This is a genomic window from Segatella copri (assembly GCF_015074785.1).
Taxonomy (GTDB): domain Bacteria; phylum Bacteroidota; class Bacteroidia; order Bacteroidales; family Bacteroidaceae; genus Prevotella.
Genome location: NZ_CP042464.1, coordinates 3,679,858 through 3,699,086, shown reverse-complemented (window position 1 = coordinate 3,699,086; position 19,229 = coordinate 3,679,858). Strand labels below are relative to the sequence as shown.

Annotated in this window: 17 protein-coding genes; 6 read left to right on the top strand and 11 right to left on the bottom strand. The window is 44.3% G+C overall.

Features of this window, described 5'->3' with window-relative positions; translation table 11 throughout:
- Positions 1-44: 44 nt before the first annotated feature.
- From FO447_RS15145 to FO447_RS15135, 3 genes are all read left to right on the top strand, one after another.
- On the top strand, positions 45-3,197 hold the full coding sequence (locus FO447_RS15145; protein ID WP_200757091.1) for a tetratricopeptide repeat protein: 3,153 nt from the start codon (positions 45-47) through the stop codon (positions 3,195-3,197).
- Positions 3,198-3,260: 63 nt separating this feature from the next.
- Positions 3,261-3,782: an RNA polymerase sigma-70 factor gene (locus FO447_RS15140; protein ID WP_234699024.1), complete on the top strand. Its 522-nt coding sequence runs from the start codon at positions 3,261-3,263 to the stop codon at positions 3,780-3,782.
- A 53-nt stretch (positions 3,783-3,835) separates the two neighbouring features.
- The gene (locus FO447_RS15135) at positions 3,836-4,786 is read left to right on the top strand and encodes a FecR family protein (RefSeq protein ID WP_117727323.1); all 951 of its coding nucleotides are present in this window, start codon (positions 3,836-3,838) and stop codon (positions 4,784-4,786) included.
- 182 nt (positions 4,787-4,968) lie between these two features.
- Here the strand turns inward: FO447_RS15135 and FO447_RS15130 are convergent, their stop codons facing one another.
- The 8 genes from FO447_RS15130 to FO447_RS15095 all read right to left on the bottom strand — a co-directional run bounded on the left by FO447_RS15130 (position 4,969) and on the right by FO447_RS15095 (position 13,274).
- Positions 4,969-5,976, bottom strand: coding sequence for a phage antirepressor (locus FO447_RS15130; protein ID WP_200757087.1), 1,008 nt, complete (start codon positions 5,974-5,976; stop codon positions 4,969-4,971).
- Between the two features lie 61 nt (positions 5,977-6,037).
- On the bottom strand, positions 6,038-6,598 hold the full coding sequence (locus FO447_RS15125) for a DUF5675 family protein (protein ID WP_200757080.1): 561 nt from the start codon (positions 6,596-6,598) through the stop codon (positions 6,038-6,040).
- 4 nt (positions 6,599-6,602) lie between these two features.
- Complete coding sequence (locus FO447_RS15120; RefSeq protein ID WP_200757078.1) at positions 6,603-9,155, bottom strand: hypothetical protein; 2,553 nt, start codon at positions 9,153-9,155, stop codon at positions 6,603-6,605.
- Positions 9,156-9,173: 18 nt separating this feature from the next.
- A complete protein-coding gene (locus FO447_RS15115) occupies positions 9,174-9,686 on the bottom strand; it encodes a spore coat protein (protein ID WP_200757076.1) in 513 nt (170 codons plus the stop codon).
- Positions 9,687-9,851: 165 nt separating this feature from the next.
- Positions 9,852-10,286: a hypothetical protein gene (locus FO447_RS15110; protein WP_200757074.1), complete on the bottom strand. Its 435-nt coding sequence runs from the start codon at positions 10,284-10,286 to the stop codon at positions 9,852-9,854.
- 376 nt (positions 10,287-10,662) lie between these two features.
- Entirely contained in the window at positions 10,663-12,027 is a 1,365-nt protein-coding gene (locus FO447_RS15105; RefSeq protein ID WP_200757072.1) for a DNA cytosine methyltransferase, read from the bottom strand.
- Between the two features lie 27 nt (positions 12,028-12,054).
- Complete coding sequence (locus tag FO447_RS15100) at positions 12,055-13,068, bottom strand: DNA cytosine methyltransferase (protein ID WP_200757070.1); 1,014 nt, start codon at positions 13,066-13,068, stop codon at positions 12,055-12,057.
- 2 nt (positions 13,069-13,070) lie between these two features.
- Entirely contained in the window at positions 13,071-13,274 is a 204-nt protein-coding gene (locus tag FO447_RS15095) for a helix-turn-helix domain-containing protein (protein WP_153119374.1), read from the bottom strand.
- 159 nt (positions 13,275-13,433) lie between these two features.
- Here FO447_RS15095 and FO447_RS15090 point away from each other — a divergent pair, with 159 nt between their 5' ends.
- Both FO447_RS15090 and FO447_RS15085 read left to right on the top strand, forming a co-directional pair.
- The gene (locus FO447_RS15090; RefSeq protein ID WP_200757068.1) at positions 13,434-13,982 is read left to right on the top strand and encodes a tyrosine-type recombinase/integrase; all 549 of its coding nucleotides are present in this window, start codon (positions 13,434-13,436) and stop codon (positions 13,980-13,982) included.
- Positions 13,983-14,075: 93 nt separating this feature from the next.
- Entirely contained in the window at positions 14,076-15,302 is a 1,227-nt protein-coding gene (locus FO447_RS15085) for a transposase (protein WP_117664388.1), read from the top strand.
- A 72-nt stretch (positions 15,303-15,374) separates the two neighbouring features.
- Here the strand turns inward: FO447_RS15085 and FO447_RS15080 are convergent, their stop codons facing one another.
- On the bottom strand, positions 15,375-16,277 hold the full coding sequence (locus FO447_RS15080) for a hypothetical protein (RefSeq protein ID WP_153119376.1): 903 nt from the start codon (positions 16,275-16,277) through the stop codon (positions 15,375-15,377).
- Positions 16,278-16,561: 284 nt separating this feature from the next.
- Between FO447_RS15080 and FO447_RS15075 the strand changes: the two genes are divergently transcribed.
- Complete coding sequence (locus FO447_RS15075) at positions 16,562-17,056, top strand: hypothetical protein (protein WP_200757066.1); 495 nt, start codon at positions 16,562-16,564, stop codon at positions 17,054-17,056.
- A gap of 320 nt (positions 17,057-17,376) precedes the next feature.
- Here FO447_RS15075 and FO447_RS15070 read toward each other — a convergent pair whose 3' ends face one another.
- On the bottom strand, positions 17,377-17,532 hold the full coding sequence (locus tag FO447_RS15070) for a hypothetical protein (protein WP_200757064.1): 156 nt from the start codon (positions 17,530-17,532) through the stop codon (positions 17,377-17,379).
- On the bottom strand, positions 17,505-18,605 hold the full coding sequence (locus FO447_RS15065) for an ATP-binding protein (RefSeq protein WP_262893219.1): 1,101 nt from the start codon (positions 18,603-18,605) through the stop codon (positions 17,505-17,507). Before FO447_RS15065 ends, FO447_RS15070 begins: the two co-directional genes overlap by 28 nt.
- Positions 18,606-19,229 lie beyond the last annotated feature (624 nt).

Here is a 19,229-nt window from a genome sequence, read left to right as displayed (position 1 = left end):
TTTCACACGCTCAGAAAGTATAATTTAAAATAAAGAAGAAACTTATGTTGAAGCATTTCCCATTCAGAAACCTCTTGCCAGCTATGGTTATCCTTGCCTTCGCAATGACCATAGCAGGATGCTCTACGCAGAAGAATACGGCGAAGAGCAGATGGTGGCATGCCTTCAACGCCCGATACAACACCTATTATAATGGTACCGTAGCCTATATAGAAGGCTCGCTCGAAAAGGAAAACGGAAATAAGGACAATTACTCTGAAATGATTCCTTATTATACGGTTGGCAACAAGAACAGCCGCGAACTGGGCAAGTCGAACTACGACCGCGCCATCGAGAAATGTGAGAAAGCCATTCACCAGCATAGCATCAAGCGCCGCCCGGTATGGGACAAGAAACGCCGCAAGACTGCCAAAGACCTGGAATGGCTGCATCGCCGTGAATATAATCCGTTCCTCTGGAAGGCATGGATGCTGATGGGCCGTTCCCAGTTTTTTGAAGGCGATTTCCAGTCGGCAGCAGCTACTTTCGCCTATATGAGCCGTCTCTACGCCACCCAACCCGGCATTTACGGCAAGGCACGTGCCTGGCTCGCCAAGAGTTATCTCGAATCGGGATGGATATACGATGCCGAAGATGTAATCCGTAATATCGAGCGCGATTCCATCCACTGGCGTGCCCAGAAGGAATGGGACAAGACCTATGCCCTCTACTATCTGAAGACCAGACGCTATCAGGAGGCCGTTCCGTATCTCCGCAAAGCCATCGGCTATGAGATGCGACGCAAGCAGAAAGCCCGCCTCTGGTATCTGATGGGACAGGTAGAAGCACAACAGGGACATGCCCAGAATGCCTACCGTGCCTTCAAGCATGTCATCCGCCTCAATCCGCCTTACGAACTGGAGTTCAATGCCCGCATCTCCATGACCGAGGTGCTGGCAACCAACAACTCCCGGAAGATGGTATCCAAATTGAAGCGAATGGCTGCGAGCGACAAGAATCAGGAATATCTCGACCAGGTTTATTATGCCATCGGCAACATACATCTCAACCAGGGCGATACCCTTCAGGCTATTGCTGCATACGAAAAGGGTGCCGCGAAATCAAGCCGCAACGGAATAGAGAAAGGTGTATTGCTGCTGCATCTGGGCAATGTATACTGGCAATGCCACCGTTATGGCGATGCCAAGCGATGCTATGATGCTGCCATCGGACTCCTAGACCAGGACCGCAAAGACTACAAACAGCTCTCCGACCGCTCGAAGGTTCTCGATGAACTGGTGCCTTATACCGACGCCATCCATCTGCAGGACTCCCTACAATCACTCGCCCGCATGAGCGAAACAGAACGGAATGTCGCCATTGACAAGGTGATAGAAGCCCTGAAAAAGCAGGAAAAGGAAGAAAAGAGAAGACTTGCCGACCAGGAATTGGCAGAAAAACAAGACAACCAAAGTGCCGGCAGAAACAACGGTAATGGTAATAACAGCAGAAACAACAGGAATCAGGGAAACAGCAATGCCTCATCCGGCTTCGGAAACGGAGCCATGGGCAACGGCGGTTTCGGCAACAGCAATAACTGGTATTTCTACTCCCAATCTGCCGTAGCCCAAGGCAAACAGCAGTTTGAGCGCCTCTGGGGTAAGAGAAAGAACATAGACAACTGGCGACGGAGCAACCAGACCGTAGTGGCCGATGCCAAAGGTGTAGAAGAAATGACCGACGAACAGCGCGATTCACTCCTCAACGAGGCACAGAAGAAAGACCTTGAGAAGGAGAAAGAGAAGAACCTGAATGCAGAAGAAGATCCGCATCAGCGTGCCTACTATCTCGCTCAGATTCCGCTCACCGAAGAGAAGATGGCAGAAAGCAATCAGATTCTGGACGACGGCCTGCTGCATGCCGGCATCATTCTGAAAGACAAACTCAATGATCTGGACGAAAGCGAACGCATGCTGCAGCGACTGGTGAAGAAGAACGCTGCATACGAACATCTCGATGATGCCTACTATCACCTCTACCTGCTCTACAACATCAGGAAGCAGCCAGCCATCGCCAGCCGCTATCTCGACCTGTTGAAAGCGAATTATCCGGAGAGTCAATGGACCGCCCTGCTCACCTCTCCTTATTATGAGGAAGATGCGAAGATGGGCATTCATCTCGAAGATTCGCTCTATGCAGCCACCTACGATGCCTTCAAGGCTAACCTATATAATAAGGTGGTACACAACAGGACTATCTCAGACAAGCGCTATCCTGAAGGAGCCAACCGCGACAAGTTCCTCTTTATCGGCGGACTCACCCAGCTCCACGAGGGTAATATCCAGGCTTGTCTTGATGATATGCAGCAGGTGGTAGAGAAATATCCGAACAGCCGACTCAGCGAGATGGCAGGAATGATTCTCAACGGAGTGAAAGCCGGCAGACAGCTCAAGGGCGGCACATTCGACCTGAGCAATGTATGGTCGCGCCGCAACGCCGTACTCAATGATGATGTCAAATCCAAAGCAAAAGTATTCAGCATCGAGCGCAACGAGCCATTCGTCTTCATGCTCGCCTACGTTCCCGATTCTGTAAACGAGAACCAGTTGCTCTTCGAGATGGCGAAATATAATTTCACCTCCTATCTCGTGCGTAATTTCGACCTCGTCATCGATGAGCAGAATGGTCTGCACCGCATGCAGGTAAAGGGCTTCCGCAATTACGACGAAGCACGCCAGTATGCCAACGACATCTACCAGCATCAGGCCATCACCCAGCTCCTCTCAAAGGGAGCCCGCGGCATCGTAATCAGCGAACCAAACCTCCTGCTGCTGGGCACCAGTCTGAGCTACGACGACTATACCCTCTTCTATACCCAGCATCTGGCACCGCTGAAAATCAGCAAGGACCCACTGCTTGAAGAACCGGAGGAAATCATCCAGCAGGAAAAGACGGATGATTCAGAAGAAAATGAAGAAGAAACCGGAACTGCCGAAAGCGGGACAACCGGTGAAATAGAAACCGGAACTACCGCAACTTTCGATAATGGTACTACCGGAACTTTCAGTAACGGAACTACCGGAACATCCGAAAACGGAACGACCGGAACCCAGGGAACCGATGCGGATATAAAGGAAGAAAAAGCGCCAAAGACAACTTACGACAACGACGACAGTCTGGATTTGGACAGCGAAGAATATGATTTAGATGGATTTTAGTGAATAGTTATCATGTTTAAAAAGACAGAAACAGAACTTATCCTTCAACTCAAAAAAGGATCTATGAAGGCATTCGATGAGATCTACGGGCTATATGCCCGCAGACTCTTTGCCTTTTGCCTGAAATACACCAAGTCGAAGGAGAATGCCGAAGAAATCATGGAAGATACCTTCGTATGGCTCTGGAACAACAGAAGCACGCTGGAAGAGGCAGAAAGCGTAAAGCCGCTGCTCTTCCTCAGAGCCAAGCATTACCTCATCAACGCCTACAGGAAGGTCATCAATTCGCCCGTGTATGAAGACTACATGGATTATCTTGACCATCACAACAGTACCGCTGCAGACAGTCAGCTGGAGTATGATGATTTCGTCAGACAGCTCAACCAGATGCTTGCCAAGCTGCCCAAGACGCAGCAGGAAATCATCCGACTCTCCAAGTTGGAGATGCTCAACAATCAGGAGATTGCCGAGAGACTCAACTATAGTGAACAGACCGTTAAGAACCAGTTGTCGATGGGTTTGAAACAGCTTCGACAGCTTATCAGCAACCGCACCAACCTGATGTGGCTCTTGTTTTTAGTATAATTTAACGGTACATTATCTACCGAACCGTGTATAATCTAAAAAAGGATTGTTTTATGTTAGACGACATCAAGAATAGTACAGACTTAGCTAATCTGAAGGAACGGATCAACAACTGTTCAGATGAAGAATTAGCAGCAGCCATGGAAGAGGAATGGCTGCACGGCATCATCCCGGATAGCGGTATCTCCGACGAAGATTTGGCACGTATCAAGGCCGAAATTCATGAACAGATAGGAACCCGTAAGCAATTCACCCTGAAGCGCGTCCTCAAGTGGACCCAGATAGCGGCAGCTATTGCCCTGCCTATCTGCATGGTGATTATGGGAATGATGTATAAGGAAAACAGGCAATATGCGGCGATTCCGCTGACAGAAATCACCACCCAGGAAGGCGAACAGGTGAGCATCACCCTGCCCGACAAGAGTGTGGTAGCGCTCAATTCGCTCTCCAGCATCAAGTATGCACCACAGGATTTCTGCAAGGACAATCGCGAGATTGAATTTGAAGGCGAAGCTCACTACAAGGTAGCCAAAGACGCCCGACATCCATTCATCATCCACATGCAGGGAATGGAAATCAAAGTGTTGGGTACTGAGTTTAACGTCATCAACCGCAAGAAAGAACAGACAGCAGAAGTTGCGCTGCTCAACGGTAGCGTGATGCTCACTTCCCTTGCCAACGGCAGTACCTATACGATGAAGCCAAACGAAATCGTAGTGGTGAACAAACAGACTGGAAAGATGGATATCCGCGAAACATCGCATATCGAGGATGCCTGTGCATGGCAGAAGAAGCAGCTGGTATTCCGTGATGCATCGCTGGGCAGAGTCATCAGAAGCCTGGAGAAGAATTACGGAGTAGAGATTGCTGTAGAAATGGATACCATCGAACCTTTCACAGGAACCTTGCCGAACAACAGCCTCACCGAGGCGCTGCAGATTGTCTCTGAAGCCTATCAGGTGAAGTTCAGCAAGACACCAGCCGGAAAGTATGTTTTGAGATAATATACCCCACACGCTTTCCAAAAAGTAAAAAGGCTTTTAAAGGTAAAAAAGTAAAAAGGTAAAAAAGGCCTACCCCCCGTTCGTCCCCGTCCCCAGCGATTCCATCGCTGGTCCCCTAAAAAAAGGTAAAAAGAGCACCCTAGCTTAACATTCCGCTAGGCTCTTTTTACCTTTTTACTTTTTTACCCTTTTACCTTTTCACTCAGTTCCCAGTATCGATGGGCAAGGTCATGGATGAACTTTCGTCCTCGCTCGGTCCATACAAGATAGGTATGGGTGTAGGCTCTGCCCATCTTCTCCTGTCTGCCATCGCTCTTCGGGTCGAGGAAGGCGCTGTAGCGGGTACGGCTCTTGGCTAAACCCATGTGGGCGTAATCGGCATAGAGAAGATACTGACCGCTCTGGTAATACTGGATATGCAGAGCGCAGAGCGAGCGGTTCAGCTCCTGGGCTGTGATGCCGAGTTCCTTCGCAATCTGCGTAGTAGTGAAGCAGGAAACGGAATCGAGCACGTTATCGCTGTAAAGCGCTTTAGGCAGAAGATTACCCACCTGATTCTCCAACTGTATGATGTTCTCACCATTCTTGGCGTTGCGAACCACCTGCTCATCCACCACATCATTCAAGCGGCGGATTTCGGTATCCTGTTCGCCGATAAGCTTCTTCTGCTGTTCAATCTGCAGGCGCTGTTTCTTCAGCAGATTCTCCTTCTCCTTGAGCGTAGCACGAAGAATTTCTTCTGCATGTCGGATTGTCTCCTCATCACTCTCTCCCTGCTGCACCGGGATATAACCACCCGTCTTGCGAATCTGTGGCAGCACATCAGCCGTAACCCAGTTCTTGAACTTCACGGCAGTAGAAAGCTTAGAGCCGAGAACCAAAGCATAGAAACCGCTCTCCGAAACGTAAATCATCTGCTGGAAACGTTTCGCATCAGTTCCATCCTTCTTGATGCCTGTCACTACCCATGCGCCCTGTTTTAGGGCGTCAAGTGGGTTAACCAACTGGTTTACAGCGTTTCTTGATTTTTTATACCCCAGCACATCACAGACATCCTTTGCGCAGAACAAAGGTTCTCCGTTCTCATCGGTCAAGGTACGAATCTTACCGAATTCAGGGTTTTCAAACACGACAGCAGCAGCTGCCTTCTTATCCATTTCTACTTTATTTGTATTAACTGACTTTACCATAATAATTTGTTTTTAAAAATTAATCACTAAAAATTCAACATTCAACACTCAACATTCAACATTACAAAATCGTAATCCAAACGCTCTCCTCTCTTTCTCTCGCTGCGGTAATGGCATTCATGAGCCGATGCAGCCAGATGCGAGAATTGAAGACGGCACCCTGTAATTTATTTTCACCTACCAGAATGCAGCCCTGCGTATCATCGGGATAATTACCGGCATGAATGCGGATGCCCTCAAAATCAGGAACACCCTGCACCAGCGGAAGCCACTTCTTAAACCTTGGCGATTTCGAGATAACTACAGGATACGAACCCTCCGGAATCGCCGTATGACCCGGTATCTTGCGGGCTTTCTTACCCGATACCCTACTGTACCGTCCATCCTCCTCTTCCGGTTTCAGTTCGACACCCAGGAGGTTTCTCCACGTAGGCTCCAAGGTATCACAGAAGTAATGCTCCTTGTCCAACTTCGCCTTATCGAAGCTATGCTCAAAGATACGCTTGTCGCCTATTTTTACCCCCGAACGCCAGGTACGCTTCACATCCTTATCGCTCAAGATATAAAGATGACCTATCGTATAAGTCTTCTTTTTTGCTATTCTTTTTACTACTATTTCCATAATACTACTGTTCTCCTTTTCGGAATTTAAGCTTAATAAAAACTGAGGAACTGAATTTCTGAGGAACCGAGTCACTATCCTTAACCTTGATGTAATGACGCTCCTTCCAGTTACCTAACATTCTTGAAGTTCCCTTCTTATCCATACCTCGTGCTACACGCAAGTCTATCACCTGCTGGTAAGTAAACTCATCCGGCAACTGCATCAGCATGTTGGAAGGTCCTCGCTTGCTCGACTTCTCGCCTGTATCATTCGCCCTCTTGATGGCATCACCGAAGAAACGCATCTTACAGTAGAGGTCGTAACGCTCGCTCCAGCGGATAAACTCGTCAATCTCCGGCTCCCATTTGCAACCGTTCGCCACATACAGCACACACGCCTTCAGGTAGGCGATGACGTTGGCACGGAAAGAAAGGTTCTCGTAAACCCTGTCCTGCGACAAGCGCGAGAACTCAGCATTCTCATCCTTCAGTTTGAGGGCAAGCTGGAATGCCTCAGGGCAGTCAATCAGTCCCCTGGCGTTGTTCAGATTCTCGATATAAGGCTTCAGCGCCTCACGGTAAGCATCATCGTAATCGCCGTAAACAGGCATTTCGTCACCGATTTCACGCTCCGGAATGGTACAGAAATTGATACGGCTTATCGGACCGTCTGTCAAAACTTTTGAGAAGTAACGCTGACCTTTCTGGATAGTGGTAGATGCATTCCAGTTGAACCTGATCGTTACCCTTTCTGTCACACTTTGAACGCCAACGCGCTGTTGGCCAAAGAGGTTGAATGGGTCAAAGGCGAGGCACATGATGCGGAACTGCTGGTTGCCGCTGCCTCGGAGTGCATCAAACTGGTCCAGCTCGTTAAGCGAAGTATAGAGGAAACGCCCCTGCGCCTCTGCGGTTCGCATCACGAATGCCGGACTGGTCATATCAGCATCAATCTCCTGGATAACAAGATTATCCGGTCGTTTACGCTTATCCTTGTTGGCACCCTTGCGCGTCACCTCCTCCTTCCATTCCTTTTCACGTTTCAGATTCTCCGCATCCCGCTTTCGGATATCCTCCATAATATACTTAATCGGCTTATCCACAGACGATTTACCTGCGCCCGTACCGGCAAGCAAGCAAGTAGAAAGCGTAGCCTCATGTACTACATTATCAATATATCGGAAGCTCGTCTGCCAGAGGTGAGTCGCGAGCGGAGGAAAGATAGCGTGCGCCACTGCCGGCTTATAAATCTCCGGTGTCCGAGATATCAGCAGTTCCACCAGCTTCGGCAGTTTCTCCGGCATCTCCGGCGGTTCCGGATAATCCTCCTCGGTACTATTAACTGTTAACTGTAAACTATTAACTTGCTCAGTCCTTTCAACTTTTAACTGTAAACTATTAACTTGCCGGCTGGCCTGTTCTGCGGTGGCATTGATGCGGATAACGTCTCTCGACATCGGCTTGGAGCTGTCAGCATATTTCGCATAGAAATCATGAATCAGCTGATGGCAGTCATCCTCCTGATAGTAGCTTGGCATTTTCGTCCTCACCACCTTCTTCAGTTCCTCCTCGCTCATCACCCTCGAAGCGCCGGCACTCATGATAGCGAGCAGCGAAGAGTGCCGAGACCCGACGGTATCAATCGCCATCCCCTCAAGCCCAGCCGACTGAACGAACAGATCAAAGGCTATCAGATTCTTCTCACTGGCCTCTCCCAGTTCACCAGTGCCATGATTGCCTCCAGGATTCCCGAGATGAGAATCATCAGCATGATTGCTATTACCAGATTGGGCAGGCTGAAGAGCAGTGCCAGCAGAAGCAGCATAATCGCCACGATTGCCCGAAAGTCTATTGTTTTGAACGTTGTCATTACTATTGCTATTAACTGTAAACTGTAAACTATTAACTATCTTGCCGTCCACGGTAAGCCCACGATTAAGGAACGCTTGTCTGCGAGCCTGTATCTCGCTCTCCGGCAGCACCGCGCACCACATTTTAGACCGGTAGATTTCCGAGTCCTTATCCGTCAGGAAAATCATTCTCTCGGGTGTGATGCAGCTCTCATCATAAGGCACACCGAGCGCCTCACAATACGCCTTCTGCGTCTCCTCGATGGTCATCCCAATCGGCATTCTAATCCCGATATGCAGTTTTTTGCGAGCGCTATAACAGAGATGCAGCAACGAGCCGTTCCATATCCCCGAAGAGCAGTTCAACTCGCGCGCCTTCTCAATCGCCTTCTCCACATACTCCTTATCATCCACATCGATAATCGTCTGGAAGAGAAAGCTTTCCGGCATCGCATTCTCCTGTCTGCGCACATTATTCTTGAACATGCCGTAGTGCGGACAGAAGAAAGGCAGCTCGCTCTTCAGCCTTTCCTGCGCCTTCTTCACCGCCTGCGCATCGTTCAAATCCACTCCGTCAATCGGCAATTCACCCCGAATCTGCTGTATCATCTTTTTAACGGCAGCCGATTCAATCACCTTATCATAAGTATCCATGCGATAGGAAAAAACTTTCCCCTTATTTCCCTTGCGATAAGGATTGATTGCCACTACATGTACTATCTCCATTTTACCTCCATCTTTTTATTAATCGAACACTTCACTGTTAATCATGATATACCCTGAGCCATAGCTTACATTGATAGGCAGAATCAGCGAGTTATCAGAAATCTCCTGAACCCCGTTCGCCTCGAAGAGCGAAGCATTCTCGGCATCATTCAGTCTGCTCTTGACAAACCCTATTACCCATTTTGCCGCAATCTTCTCGGCAGCAACATGCCTGTCTACGAGGTCCTTCACCAGCTGTTCATCGCAGAAGTTGATATCCGCATTCACGTTTTCAGCCTCCGCTTCTTCCTTCCCCATTTCCTGGTTCTCGAAGAAGAGGTTATACTTGATTTTCATATTCTTCATCATCACGATGTTCAGATTTTTCAGTTCCCCCTCCGAGTCAGCAATCGTCTCGTAGAGTTTCTGTACCGACTTCTTAAAGATGTTCTTCACGTCCATCAGGCAGTAATAGATTTTGCCTCCAATCACCACCACCCTCAGTTTTCCGTACTGCGGATGAGCAAAATAAAAAGGTTTCATTGCTTTCATCTTATAAATTCCTTTTTAAACAGTTGGGCGCTCCCACAACGGTTGATGTGCCTATACACAAAAGCCCCCGAAACTCAGACCATATCGGTTCTGAATTCCGGGGGCAAATGTACGGCGAATTTTTGGTTTCTACTTGGTAGTCGGTTGGTAGGCTACCAACTGGTATTACCCTACAATTCGCTCTAATTTCTTATAATAAAGCATAGCAGCTTTAGTATCACAGTGCTTCTGATAGGCACTCTGCAAAGCACCTTTATCACACTGCCACAACTCAGCAAAAGGCTTCCACATACACTTTCTCTGCACCTTCCCCGACAGGAATGCGACAATCACGCTACGCTGAGTCCACGATTGGTTCTTCAAGGCATAGGATGCCTCAAGGATACCAGCTTCTGCAAGCCTATCCAGCAAGTTTCTCATCTCTGGAAAGTCCAGAGACATCGGCAACAACGGCTCATTCCCACAAGCCCCATCATCGTCAACACCATAAAGAGAAGATTCTATCTCTCTTATCATCACCTCCAAGTTACTAGCCTCGGTCATTACTTTTTCCAACTGCGCTTTCAGGTTATTGATACCTGTCAAGATTGTTGTTTCCATCTTCATTTTAGTATTTATTTAAATAAATACCGATTTTGGCGTGTTAGTTTCGCATAAGGCCTTACACCAAAATTGCCCATGCAAGATCGGTTTTTGGTTGATAACTAGACAAAAAAATGCCCGTCTCCAACAAGTGAAAACTCGTCAGAGGCGGGACATTCATTTATCTTTCGATTACAAAGGTATAATAATTCTTTCGAATTACAAAGAATTTCTGAAATAATACTAAGAAAAACTCATTTTTTCTTTCGTTTTAAAACGAAATCACATAAAAAAGTGAATTTCTTAAATATATTTGTTTTTAATAATCCCAATTTATGCCTCAAAAGCATGCTGTTAACCCAACGTGATTATGATATAATGCACAATCCTTATTTCATTTGCGATACCTTATAATATACGGCTTCATTTTCATACCACCATGATTAGCTACTATCTTTCTTACATACTCTGTTCTTTCTGCAGTTTCAACATCCAGCAACTCAAAAGTCCAATATTGTTCGCCAGAGGGATTGAATCCCAAATTTTGCAGATATGAAGCAGATACCAATCGGGGCTCTACCTCTTTTAATAAAAACAAGATAAATGAATCCTTCTTGTGCAGAAAGAGATAACGAGGAGCTTTCATACCTAGAGAAAACTGCATGGCACCAGTTCTGATACCGGCCCTGACATAATAGAGTTTGTTTTCCAAGGTCATACGAAGCTGTTTCTCATCGCGATAGGTCGCAACAAGAACAGAGCACGTTTCATGATTATAATGTGAGAAAGCCTCTTTTACAGATAATGCTATAGCCCTACCTAATCTTGGCGGCACAGCATTTCCAACCATTTTATATCCATCGCATACATCATGATAAATAAATCGGAAACCATCGGGGAAGGTTTGGATTCTGGCACATTCCCGAACACTAAACCTTCGATATAAATGTTCGTAACCAGGACGGAAAATCTGCTTATCACGAGATACATAAACCATTTTCGGTGCTTGGGGATGCAACGGACAGTTACGGGCTTTTGCCTGCATTGTATAGGAGACTTCATTCCAGCCACGTACACGGTTTCTAGCCATAAAACGTTCATCAAACGGTCCCATGTAAACATCATGATTCAACCATTTGTCATATCTTGTATCCACCCGTTCAGAAGTATATTTCCTTGGCTCTTCTGTTATATCGCCAATAGCCTGGCGTAAGGCAATAAAACAAGAATTATCAGGTTGAGGGAATTGATAATTAACATCAATATCCCTTCTTATACCTACTACAAATACACGATATCTCTCCTGTGGCACATGATAATCCATCGCATTCATCAACTGATAATGCACCACATAGCCCGCATTTTTCAGCTGGTCAAGCATTTTCATAAAAGTCTGGAAATGCTTATCACCCAAAATGCCTTTTACATTTTCTATTACAAAGAACTTGGGCTGCTTGGATTGGATGAAATCAATGTAAGTCAAGAACATCTTGCCTCGTTCATCATCCAAGCCCAGCTGCTTTCCACCCTCACTCCAAGACTGGCAAGGAGGTCCGCCAATAAAGCCGTCACATTCAGGAATTTCTTCCATAGTAAGTTCACGCATATCCTTTTTGCAAAGATATGTGTTAGGATGGTTTAACTGATAGGTTTCTGATACTGCAGGATCGTTGTCATTTGCCCAAACAACCTCAAAACCAGCTTGTTCAAACCCTAAATCCAAGCCACCACACCCAGAAAAGAATGAAACTACTTTCATATTGTTACCTCCTATAGAAATGTTTTCTTAAGCCTTCTTGCTCCTGATGCCTCTAGACTCAAGCGTCCTCTTAATCTGCTTAGCCATGTGATAAGCCAGATTCACGGGCACGGCATTGCCTATCATCTTATACCCCATATTCACATCGGTATAGATAAACTTGAAATCATCGGGGAACGTCTGCACTCTCGCTATTTCTCTTACCGTCATACGGCGATAGAGATGCTCCTTACCTGGCACAAACTTCTGCAGATTCTTCTCTACCTTAATCATCTTCGGCGCCTGAGGATGGAGCTGGCACTGACGACCGCTAGCCTGTACCGTAAATCCAGGTTCATCCCATGCTCTTACTCTGTTTCTCGACATGAAGATAGGTGAGAATGCACCTATAAAGTATTCGTGGTTTGGCACCTTGCAGGCATCACCATTGCTATGATTCTTCTCCTTGGCAGGGATTGCCGAATCCTTCAAGTCCCAGATTGCCTCACGGAGCGTAGGGCGATGGCTCTGCGGTGTAGGATAAACAAACTCCTTGATGTCCAGATCTTTTCTGAATCCTACATAGAACACTCGGTCTCTGTCTTCAGGAACATCAAAATCATTGGCATTCAACATCTGAAGATTCACATCATATCCTGCCTCATCGAAGAGAGCCAGGAAGTTCTTAACAGCCTCAGCATTGCGGGCAGCCAGCATCCCAGACACATTCTCAGCTACGAAAAAGAGTGGCTGCTTATTCTTCAATATGCGGATGTAATCATAAAAGAGCTGTCCTCGTGCATCATTGATTCCCTTCAGCGAACCCGCCTCGCTCCAAGACTGGCAGGGAGGACCACCGATGATGCCATCAATATCATCCGGGAAATCCGAAGGCGACAGCTTCCGGATATCTCCCTCAATGAGATGAACATCGGGGAAGTTGGCACGGAAGGTGGGGCAAATCTTGGCATCAAACTCATTTGCAGCAACTGTTTTAAAACCAGCTTTATGAAAACCGAGGTCCAATCCACCTGCCCCGGAAAATAAACTTATCAAATTCATATCTAACTTTCCTTTTTATCTTTTTTGATATCAAACAATTCTCCTATCTCAACATCTAATGCCAAAGCAATTCTTTCCAGGCATTCTGCAGTAGGATTTCCATTGATGTATTGATAGCAAGCACTTCGTGTTACACCCATCTTTTCCGAAAGTTGGATTACAGAAATACCCTTTTCTTTTAAAACTTCTTTTATACGTAAACTCATAATTTTAAATGTTTGTATTGCAAAAATAACTAAAAAACTGGTACTGTACAGACATAAATATACAAAACTTTGTTAATGTACAGATATATCTGTACTATTTTCTTGGTTATGTGCAGTTTTATCTGTACATTTGCAGACGAATTTAAAATATTTAGCGCAATGAAACAACGAGATTACTTAGAATGGATTGAGGCAGAAAATATAATAGAACACCTCATAGAAGACAAACATTACAAGATGGGACTATTTGTCTTAATAGGCTTTATGACGGGGATGAGAGCTAACGATATCCTAGCTCTACACTGGAAAGATATAATGTCTGGTGAAATTCTCTACAAAGAATCATCAACTGATAGATATTATCAGGTTAATTTCTCTGATGAGACAGAAGAAAAGGTGAATAAAATCTATCAAGAGTTGGGTAAACCATCTCTGGAGGAACACTGTTTCATTTCCAAGAAGAAATGTGTATACTCCATACAAAGAATCAATGTTTTACTTAAGCAAGTAAGCCAAGATTATCTAAGAGGCGAGGTGTTGTTTACAACATCAACATTGAGAAGAACCTTTGGAAGAGAATACCTCAAGCATGCAGGTATGTCAAGCCTAAGCACTCTAGGGGTATTCTTCAACCAAGATTCAGAAGAGTTTACAATGAACTATTTACGTTTATATCAATACTCTGTTAATTCTTATGTAATCGATTGAAAATGAGAGAGTTAATTAACGTAATACAACTAATAAAATTTGGTTAAGTGGCTGATTATCAGTAACTTTATAGTTCTCTAAGCTCAAAGTTATATGACATCAGAACCACTCAACCAATATACGGAAATATGCAGAGATGCTATCAAAAGTTCATCTGCAAAGTTAAGCAAAACTTTCGAGAGTCTACTCTTGGAAATACTTTTATTGTACATGACGATACAAAGAAAGATAAATTTCACTCAAATGGAGCGTTACGGCACCCATTGTGAGCAGACCTACAGAACGAACTTCAACCGTGGTCGTGCTAAATGCATAGACTGGGTGAAGTTCAACCTTGCCCTATGCCGACGTTACTTGAATATGGATGGTCTATTGGCTATAGCCATCGATCCGAGCTACATCAGCAAGTCGGGTAAGAAGACTCCGCATATCGGTACTTTCTGGTCCGGTTGTGCAAGTTCCATGAAGCATGGGCTTGAAATCATGGGGCTTGCACTTGTCGATGTCCATGCCAACAGTTGCATGATGCTGCGCGCCCATCAGACTCCATCTACTGGAGAATTGAAAATGCGTAACATGACTCTCGTGCAACATTACATAGCGGTCATCAAGCGTTATAAGAAGGATTTGTTGAAGGTCACCGATATTGTTGTCGCTGACGCTTTCTTCTCTATCCGTCCGTTTGTGGACGGAATCAAAGAGTGCGGTTTCCATCTTGTCAGCCGCTTCAGGGATACTGCGAGCCTATATTATGTGTATACGGGACCTCGTTCCAATAAGCCTGGACGTCCCAAGACACTTGACGGAAAAATCAACTACAAGAAACTTGACCTCACACGTATGGCAGAGTTGCATATTGAAGGACTTGAAGGCACAGCCTACACACTCATAGCCTATTCAAAGGCATTGAAGCAGAAAGTGCGCCTTGTCATTTGGGTTATGCCGAACGGAAAACACAAGCTTTTCTTCTCAACAAAGACATCCATGTCGGGTGAGGAAGTGTTGCGCACATACCGCTCAAGATTCCAAATAGAGTTTTGTTTTCGCGATGCAAAGCAATATACTGGTCTTACGCATTGCCAAGCAAGACACAAGAACCAGTTGGACTTTTCCTATAATGCATCATTCGCATCACAGAATGTTGCGAAAGTGATGATGAAGGAAAATGAATTGCCGTATTCCATGGCTTCTTTCAAGGAGATTATGGCAAGCACATACATCGCTAAATTAATTTTCAACAAGTGTCGGAGAATACCGAACCGAAAGTTAATTAGTCATACTATCAAAGAACTCTTTGGCTGGCAACGTAAAGCTGCTTAGCCATTATCTCAAATTTTAACGAACTATTGTTATATAGTAACACACTCATATCTCTTCCAAGGCTTTGTGCTATTATCCGAAAACAGGAATAGACGGATCAATAACATCCCTCAATCTTAAAAAGCTATCAGCATTTATGCCTAGTTCTGCCAAGAGATTACGGACTTTGTTACCAACTTCTTTGCCTTTATGGTGGAGAGGTTCGTCAAAACGCAACTCTCCCACCAGTTTGGCATTTTTAATATGCCAATCAACATAGACAGACAGATATCGGTTACCTTCCCACTTGTCTTTCTCTACTCTATAATTTAGAGCCTTGCAGACGAAATAAATAGTTGGCTTTTCTGTTTCGACAAATTTTTCAATTGTCATAAGACCTTTTTCAAAATCTTCAATAGTCATATTCTTATCTTGATCAACAACCAAAATAAAATCTGCGATGCCGCTATCTATAACTTTTTCCCCATTGACTTTTGCATTTTTCTTGTCATCAGGCAAAGATGTACCACTATAGACATCAACTATTTGTTGAGTATTAAGCTGCATTGAAGAAGAAAGTTTTCCTCCAGATTTATTCACAAATTCAAATCTCCATCCCAAAGTAATAGATTTTGCATCTGTACGACCTTTGCGTACAAAATAAATGATAGGAGTTTTTAAAAAGTTATCTTTAATGCTTTCTGTGGCTTGCATAATAATTTCATCAGCATGTGAACCAAAAATCTCCACTGCTCTTTCATGGCTTATCTTGTTTTCAAGAAAATCAGCATTCTGCTGCTTTACAGAAATCTTGAAAACTCTATCCCCATTAGCACTAGAAGTCTGCACATAAACATCGGTTTTACACTCACCCTTAACTACAATTGGTTTACACGATGGTTGGGAAACAGTATACTCCACACCATCAAATTTAAATTTCACTCCGACCTTCAATAAATCGATAAGTCGACGCTCTGTGTCTGAAAAATCCGGCATAATCTTATCTATTTTGTTAATATTCAAAATGCAAAGTAAATGAATATTAGCCTAACAGACAAATTTTCGGAACATTTTTAGTTTTCTTTGGCCTTTAGCTGTACGCTACATACTTTCGAAAGGCATCATAGAGGCTTTTTGTTGCTGTACAGATAGAAAAACACAAAAAGTTGTACTTTTATAGTCGAAATCTTAAAAATAACATTCAACATATCTATATTTTTTGTATCTTTACAGACAAAAATACGGATAGGATTGTCCGCTAACTTAATAAAATGCATTGTATGAAGAAATATTGGGTATTCCTTATGTTCGCAGGACTAAGTTCCTGTATTCATGCTCAGACAGTCAAAGAGACTGTCCGGGGCAAGTATGGCGAGAACCTAGGTACTGCCGAAACTACGGTAAGAGGTGGCAAGCGTGTAACTGTGTATAAAGACAAGTATGGACAAATTACTGGAACATCAGAAAGTAAGACCCACTCTTTCGGCAAAACTACTACGGTTTACAAGGATAAGTATGGGCAAAAAACGGGCACCAGCACCAGTACTACAAGTCATGGATTGTTCTCTTCCAGAACGACTTCTACCACTTATCGTGATAAGTATGGCAGGAAAATAGGTACTAGCACCACCAAACATTCTGGTAATACAGGTACCACCGTCTATAGAGATAAGTATGGGCAGGTTACTCGCAAGGGCAAGGTTAAGGGTAGGTTGCCAAACAAAAGTACCAATTATTATTATGGATGGAGCAGTTCAAAGTCAAAAGGTAAATAATCCGAAAAAGCTTCTCTATATGGTGCAACTTATCCAGTTGCTCAGCTTTATGAGCCTTCAGTTTCTTCACCCATTCTGCCATCTTGGGAGAAGAGCTCTTGATTACTATTGTTTCATTTACAAGTACCATAAGCCTATAGTTTTATATATCGGGGCAAAAATACTACTTACTGAGCCCACTTGGAAAAGTCATTTTTACGAAACGTGCCATTGATTGTCAATACGTTACAAAGACAAAAACTACCCATGTGCCCTAAAACAGGGCGTATGGGTAGGATTAACGACATAGATTCAAACGATACAAGTCGCTAAATGTTTTCTTAAGTCTTCTTGCTCCTAATGCCTCTAGACTCAAGCGTCCACTTAATCCGCTTTGCCATGTGATAAGCCAGATTCACGGGCACGGCATTGCCAATCATCTTATAACTCTTCAGTATCTTCACCCATTCTACAAGCCTTCCAATACCCATTTCCATGCAGGTCTTATTTCTATCCTGAGTCCATCACGCACAAATTCCCCTTCATCCTCATAGGTAATTATCATAGCTCTCTTCAGAGAATGCAAACCATGCAAGGCTACTAATGCTTTCACTTCTCGCTCTATAGTTTCTCCGTCGCTCATCTGATAGCTCGCCTGTACGGCTAGTCCCTCATCTGGCACATAGAAATCAACCTCTATGTTTCTATTATAATAGTATAAGCCCTTGCCGTATTTCTTATATAATGTAATTGCGCAAAGGTTCTCCAGCAAAGAGGTATTCGGATTGTTGATGAAGAGATGCAGCAGCCCATTATCTACAAAATAATGTTTTTTAATTGTTTCTTTCTCCACGAACTTGGAAACATAATTGTCTATAGAAATCAACAAACATGATTCTTGCAGATAGCGAACATACTCCATTACCGTTGATGGGCTACATGAGGTACCGGCTGCTTTTATCAGATTGCTCAAACGATTCAAGGAGCATGGTTGTTTCACGCTTTCTGCCAATCTTCTTACACAAAGGCGTAAGGCATCCTCGTTCTTTATTTTGTGCCGAACCACCAGGTCATTAAAGAAAATACGATTATATAAGCTGTTGAGCCATACTCTCTTTTCTTGAAAATGCACAAGCTCAGGGAAACCACCCCAATCAAAGTAAGTTCGGAAATGACGCTGCAGTTCATTTGCTTTTCGGCCATATTGCCAATTCTTTGAAAGCAAGACTCCAACAGCTTTCAGATATTCAGAAAAGCTATATGGAAACACGCTGATATCCAGGTATCTTCCTCCCAATACAGTCTCTATGTCACGACTCAGCATTTTGGCATTGCTGCCAGTTATATAGATACGATATTTTTGGTTGGCTAGACGGCGTGCAAAGTTCGCCCACCCTTCAACATTCTGTATCTCATCAAAGAAGAAGATGGGTTGGCTTTCATACATGCTATGATAGGCTTGCAATATGAAATCGAAGTCTGTTACCGACATTCCTTGCAAACGTTCATCGTCAAAGTTGACTTTATTCGGTGACGGCGAATAAAATAATATAATTCTATTCGCCGTCACCGAATAAAATCAATATAATGCTATATTTTGCTATAAGAATAAAAAATCACTTAAATCATATTCAAGATGAATACGAAACTTGCCTCGATCATACCTTTGTTCATCACACCCATACGCCCTAAAACAGGGCGTATGGGTAGGATTAACGACATAGATTCAAACGATACAAGTCGCTATTACCCTCCAACAACCATTGCCATGACGTGTGATATAACCTCTTCTACCAAACGTTTAACCAGTTTCTGAATCCTGTTATTTCCATCACCGTGGCAGCATCCATACCATTTGCCAGCATCTTCCTGGCAATCTCAAGGTTTCGTTGGTTCATTCCTTTTCCATTCCTTCAGCCAAGCCCTTCTCCATTCCTTCAGCCCGTACTTAAACCACTGCGATAATGACTCAGTTCCTCAGAACTCAGTTCCTCAGTTTTGTTCTAGGGGGTACACTTGATGGTTACAAATTGTAAGTAATTATATTTTATTATATATATAATTATATATATAATAAGCTTCTAAATAAAGATAAGAGTGAAGGGTCAGAGAAAAACTGAGGAACTGAGTTCTGGGGAACTGAGGGAGATTTCTTATGCCATTTTGTATCTTTCTATTTTATTGTGGATAAAGT

Bases quoted from the DNA above. Each gene is read 5' to 3' on its own strand.
- FO447_RS15110 (WP_200757074.1), bottom strand. From the start codon at position 10,286: ATGGAAACAACAATCTTGACAGGTATCAATAACCTGAAAGCGCAGTTG.
- FO447_RS15105 (WP_200757072.1), bottom strand. From the start codon at position 12,027: ATGAAAGTAGTTTCATTCTTTTCTGGGTGTGGTGGCTTGGATTTAGGG.
- FO447_RS15145 (WP_200757091.1), top strand. From the start codon at position 45: ATGTTGAAGCATTTCCCATTCAGAAACCTCTTGCCAGCTATGGTTATC.
- FO447_RS15075 (WP_200757066.1), top strand. From the start codon at position 16,562: ATGAAGAAATATTGGGTATTCCTTATGTTCGCAGGACTAAGTTCCTGT.
- FO447_RS15090 (WP_200757068.1), top strand. From the start codon at position 13,434: ATGAAACAACGAGATTACTTAGAATGGATTGAGGCAGAAAATATAATA.
- FO447_RS15080 (WP_153119376.1), bottom strand. From the start codon at position 16,277: ATGCCGGATTTTTCAGACACAGAGCGTCGACTTATCGATTTATTGAAG.
- FO447_RS15070 (WP_200757064.1), bottom strand. From the start codon at position 17,532: ATGGAAATGGGTATTGGAAGGCTTGTAGAATGGGTGAAGATACTGAAG.
- FO447_RS15125 (WP_200757080.1), bottom strand. From the start codon at position 6,598: ATGGAAATAGTAGTAAAAAGAATAGCAAAAAAGAAGACTTATACGATA.
- FO447_RS15115 (WP_200757076.1), bottom strand. From the start codon at position 9,686: ATGAAAGCAATGAAACCTTTTTATTTTGCTCATCCGCAGTACGGAAAA.
- FO447_RS15095 (WP_153119374.1), bottom strand. From the start codon at position 13,274: ATGAGTTTACGTATAAAAGAAGTTTTAAAAGAAAAGGGTATTTCTGTA.
- FO447_RS15100 (WP_200757070.1), bottom strand. From the start codon at position 13,068: ATGAATTTGATAAGTTTATTTTCCGGGGCAGGTGGATTGGACCTCGGT.
- FO447_RS15140 (WP_234699024.1), top strand. From the start codon at position 3,261: ATGAAGGCATTCGATGAGATCTACGGGCTATATGCCCGCAGACTCTTT.
- FO447_RS15130 (WP_200757087.1), bottom strand. From the start codon at position 5,976: ATGGTAAAGTCAGTTAATACAAATAAAGTAGAAATGGATAAGAAGGCA.
- FO447_RS15085 (WP_117664388.1), top strand. From the start codon at position 14,076: ATGACATCAGAACCACTCAACCAATATACGGAAATATGCAGAGATGCT.
- FO447_RS15120 (WP_200757078.1), bottom strand. From the start codon at position 9,155: ATGGAGATAGTACATGTAGTGGCAATCAATCCTTATCGCAAGGGAAAT.
- FO447_RS15135 (WP_117727323.1), top strand. From the start codon at position 3,836: ATGTTAGACGACATCAAGAATAGTACAGACTTAGCTAATCTGAAGGAA.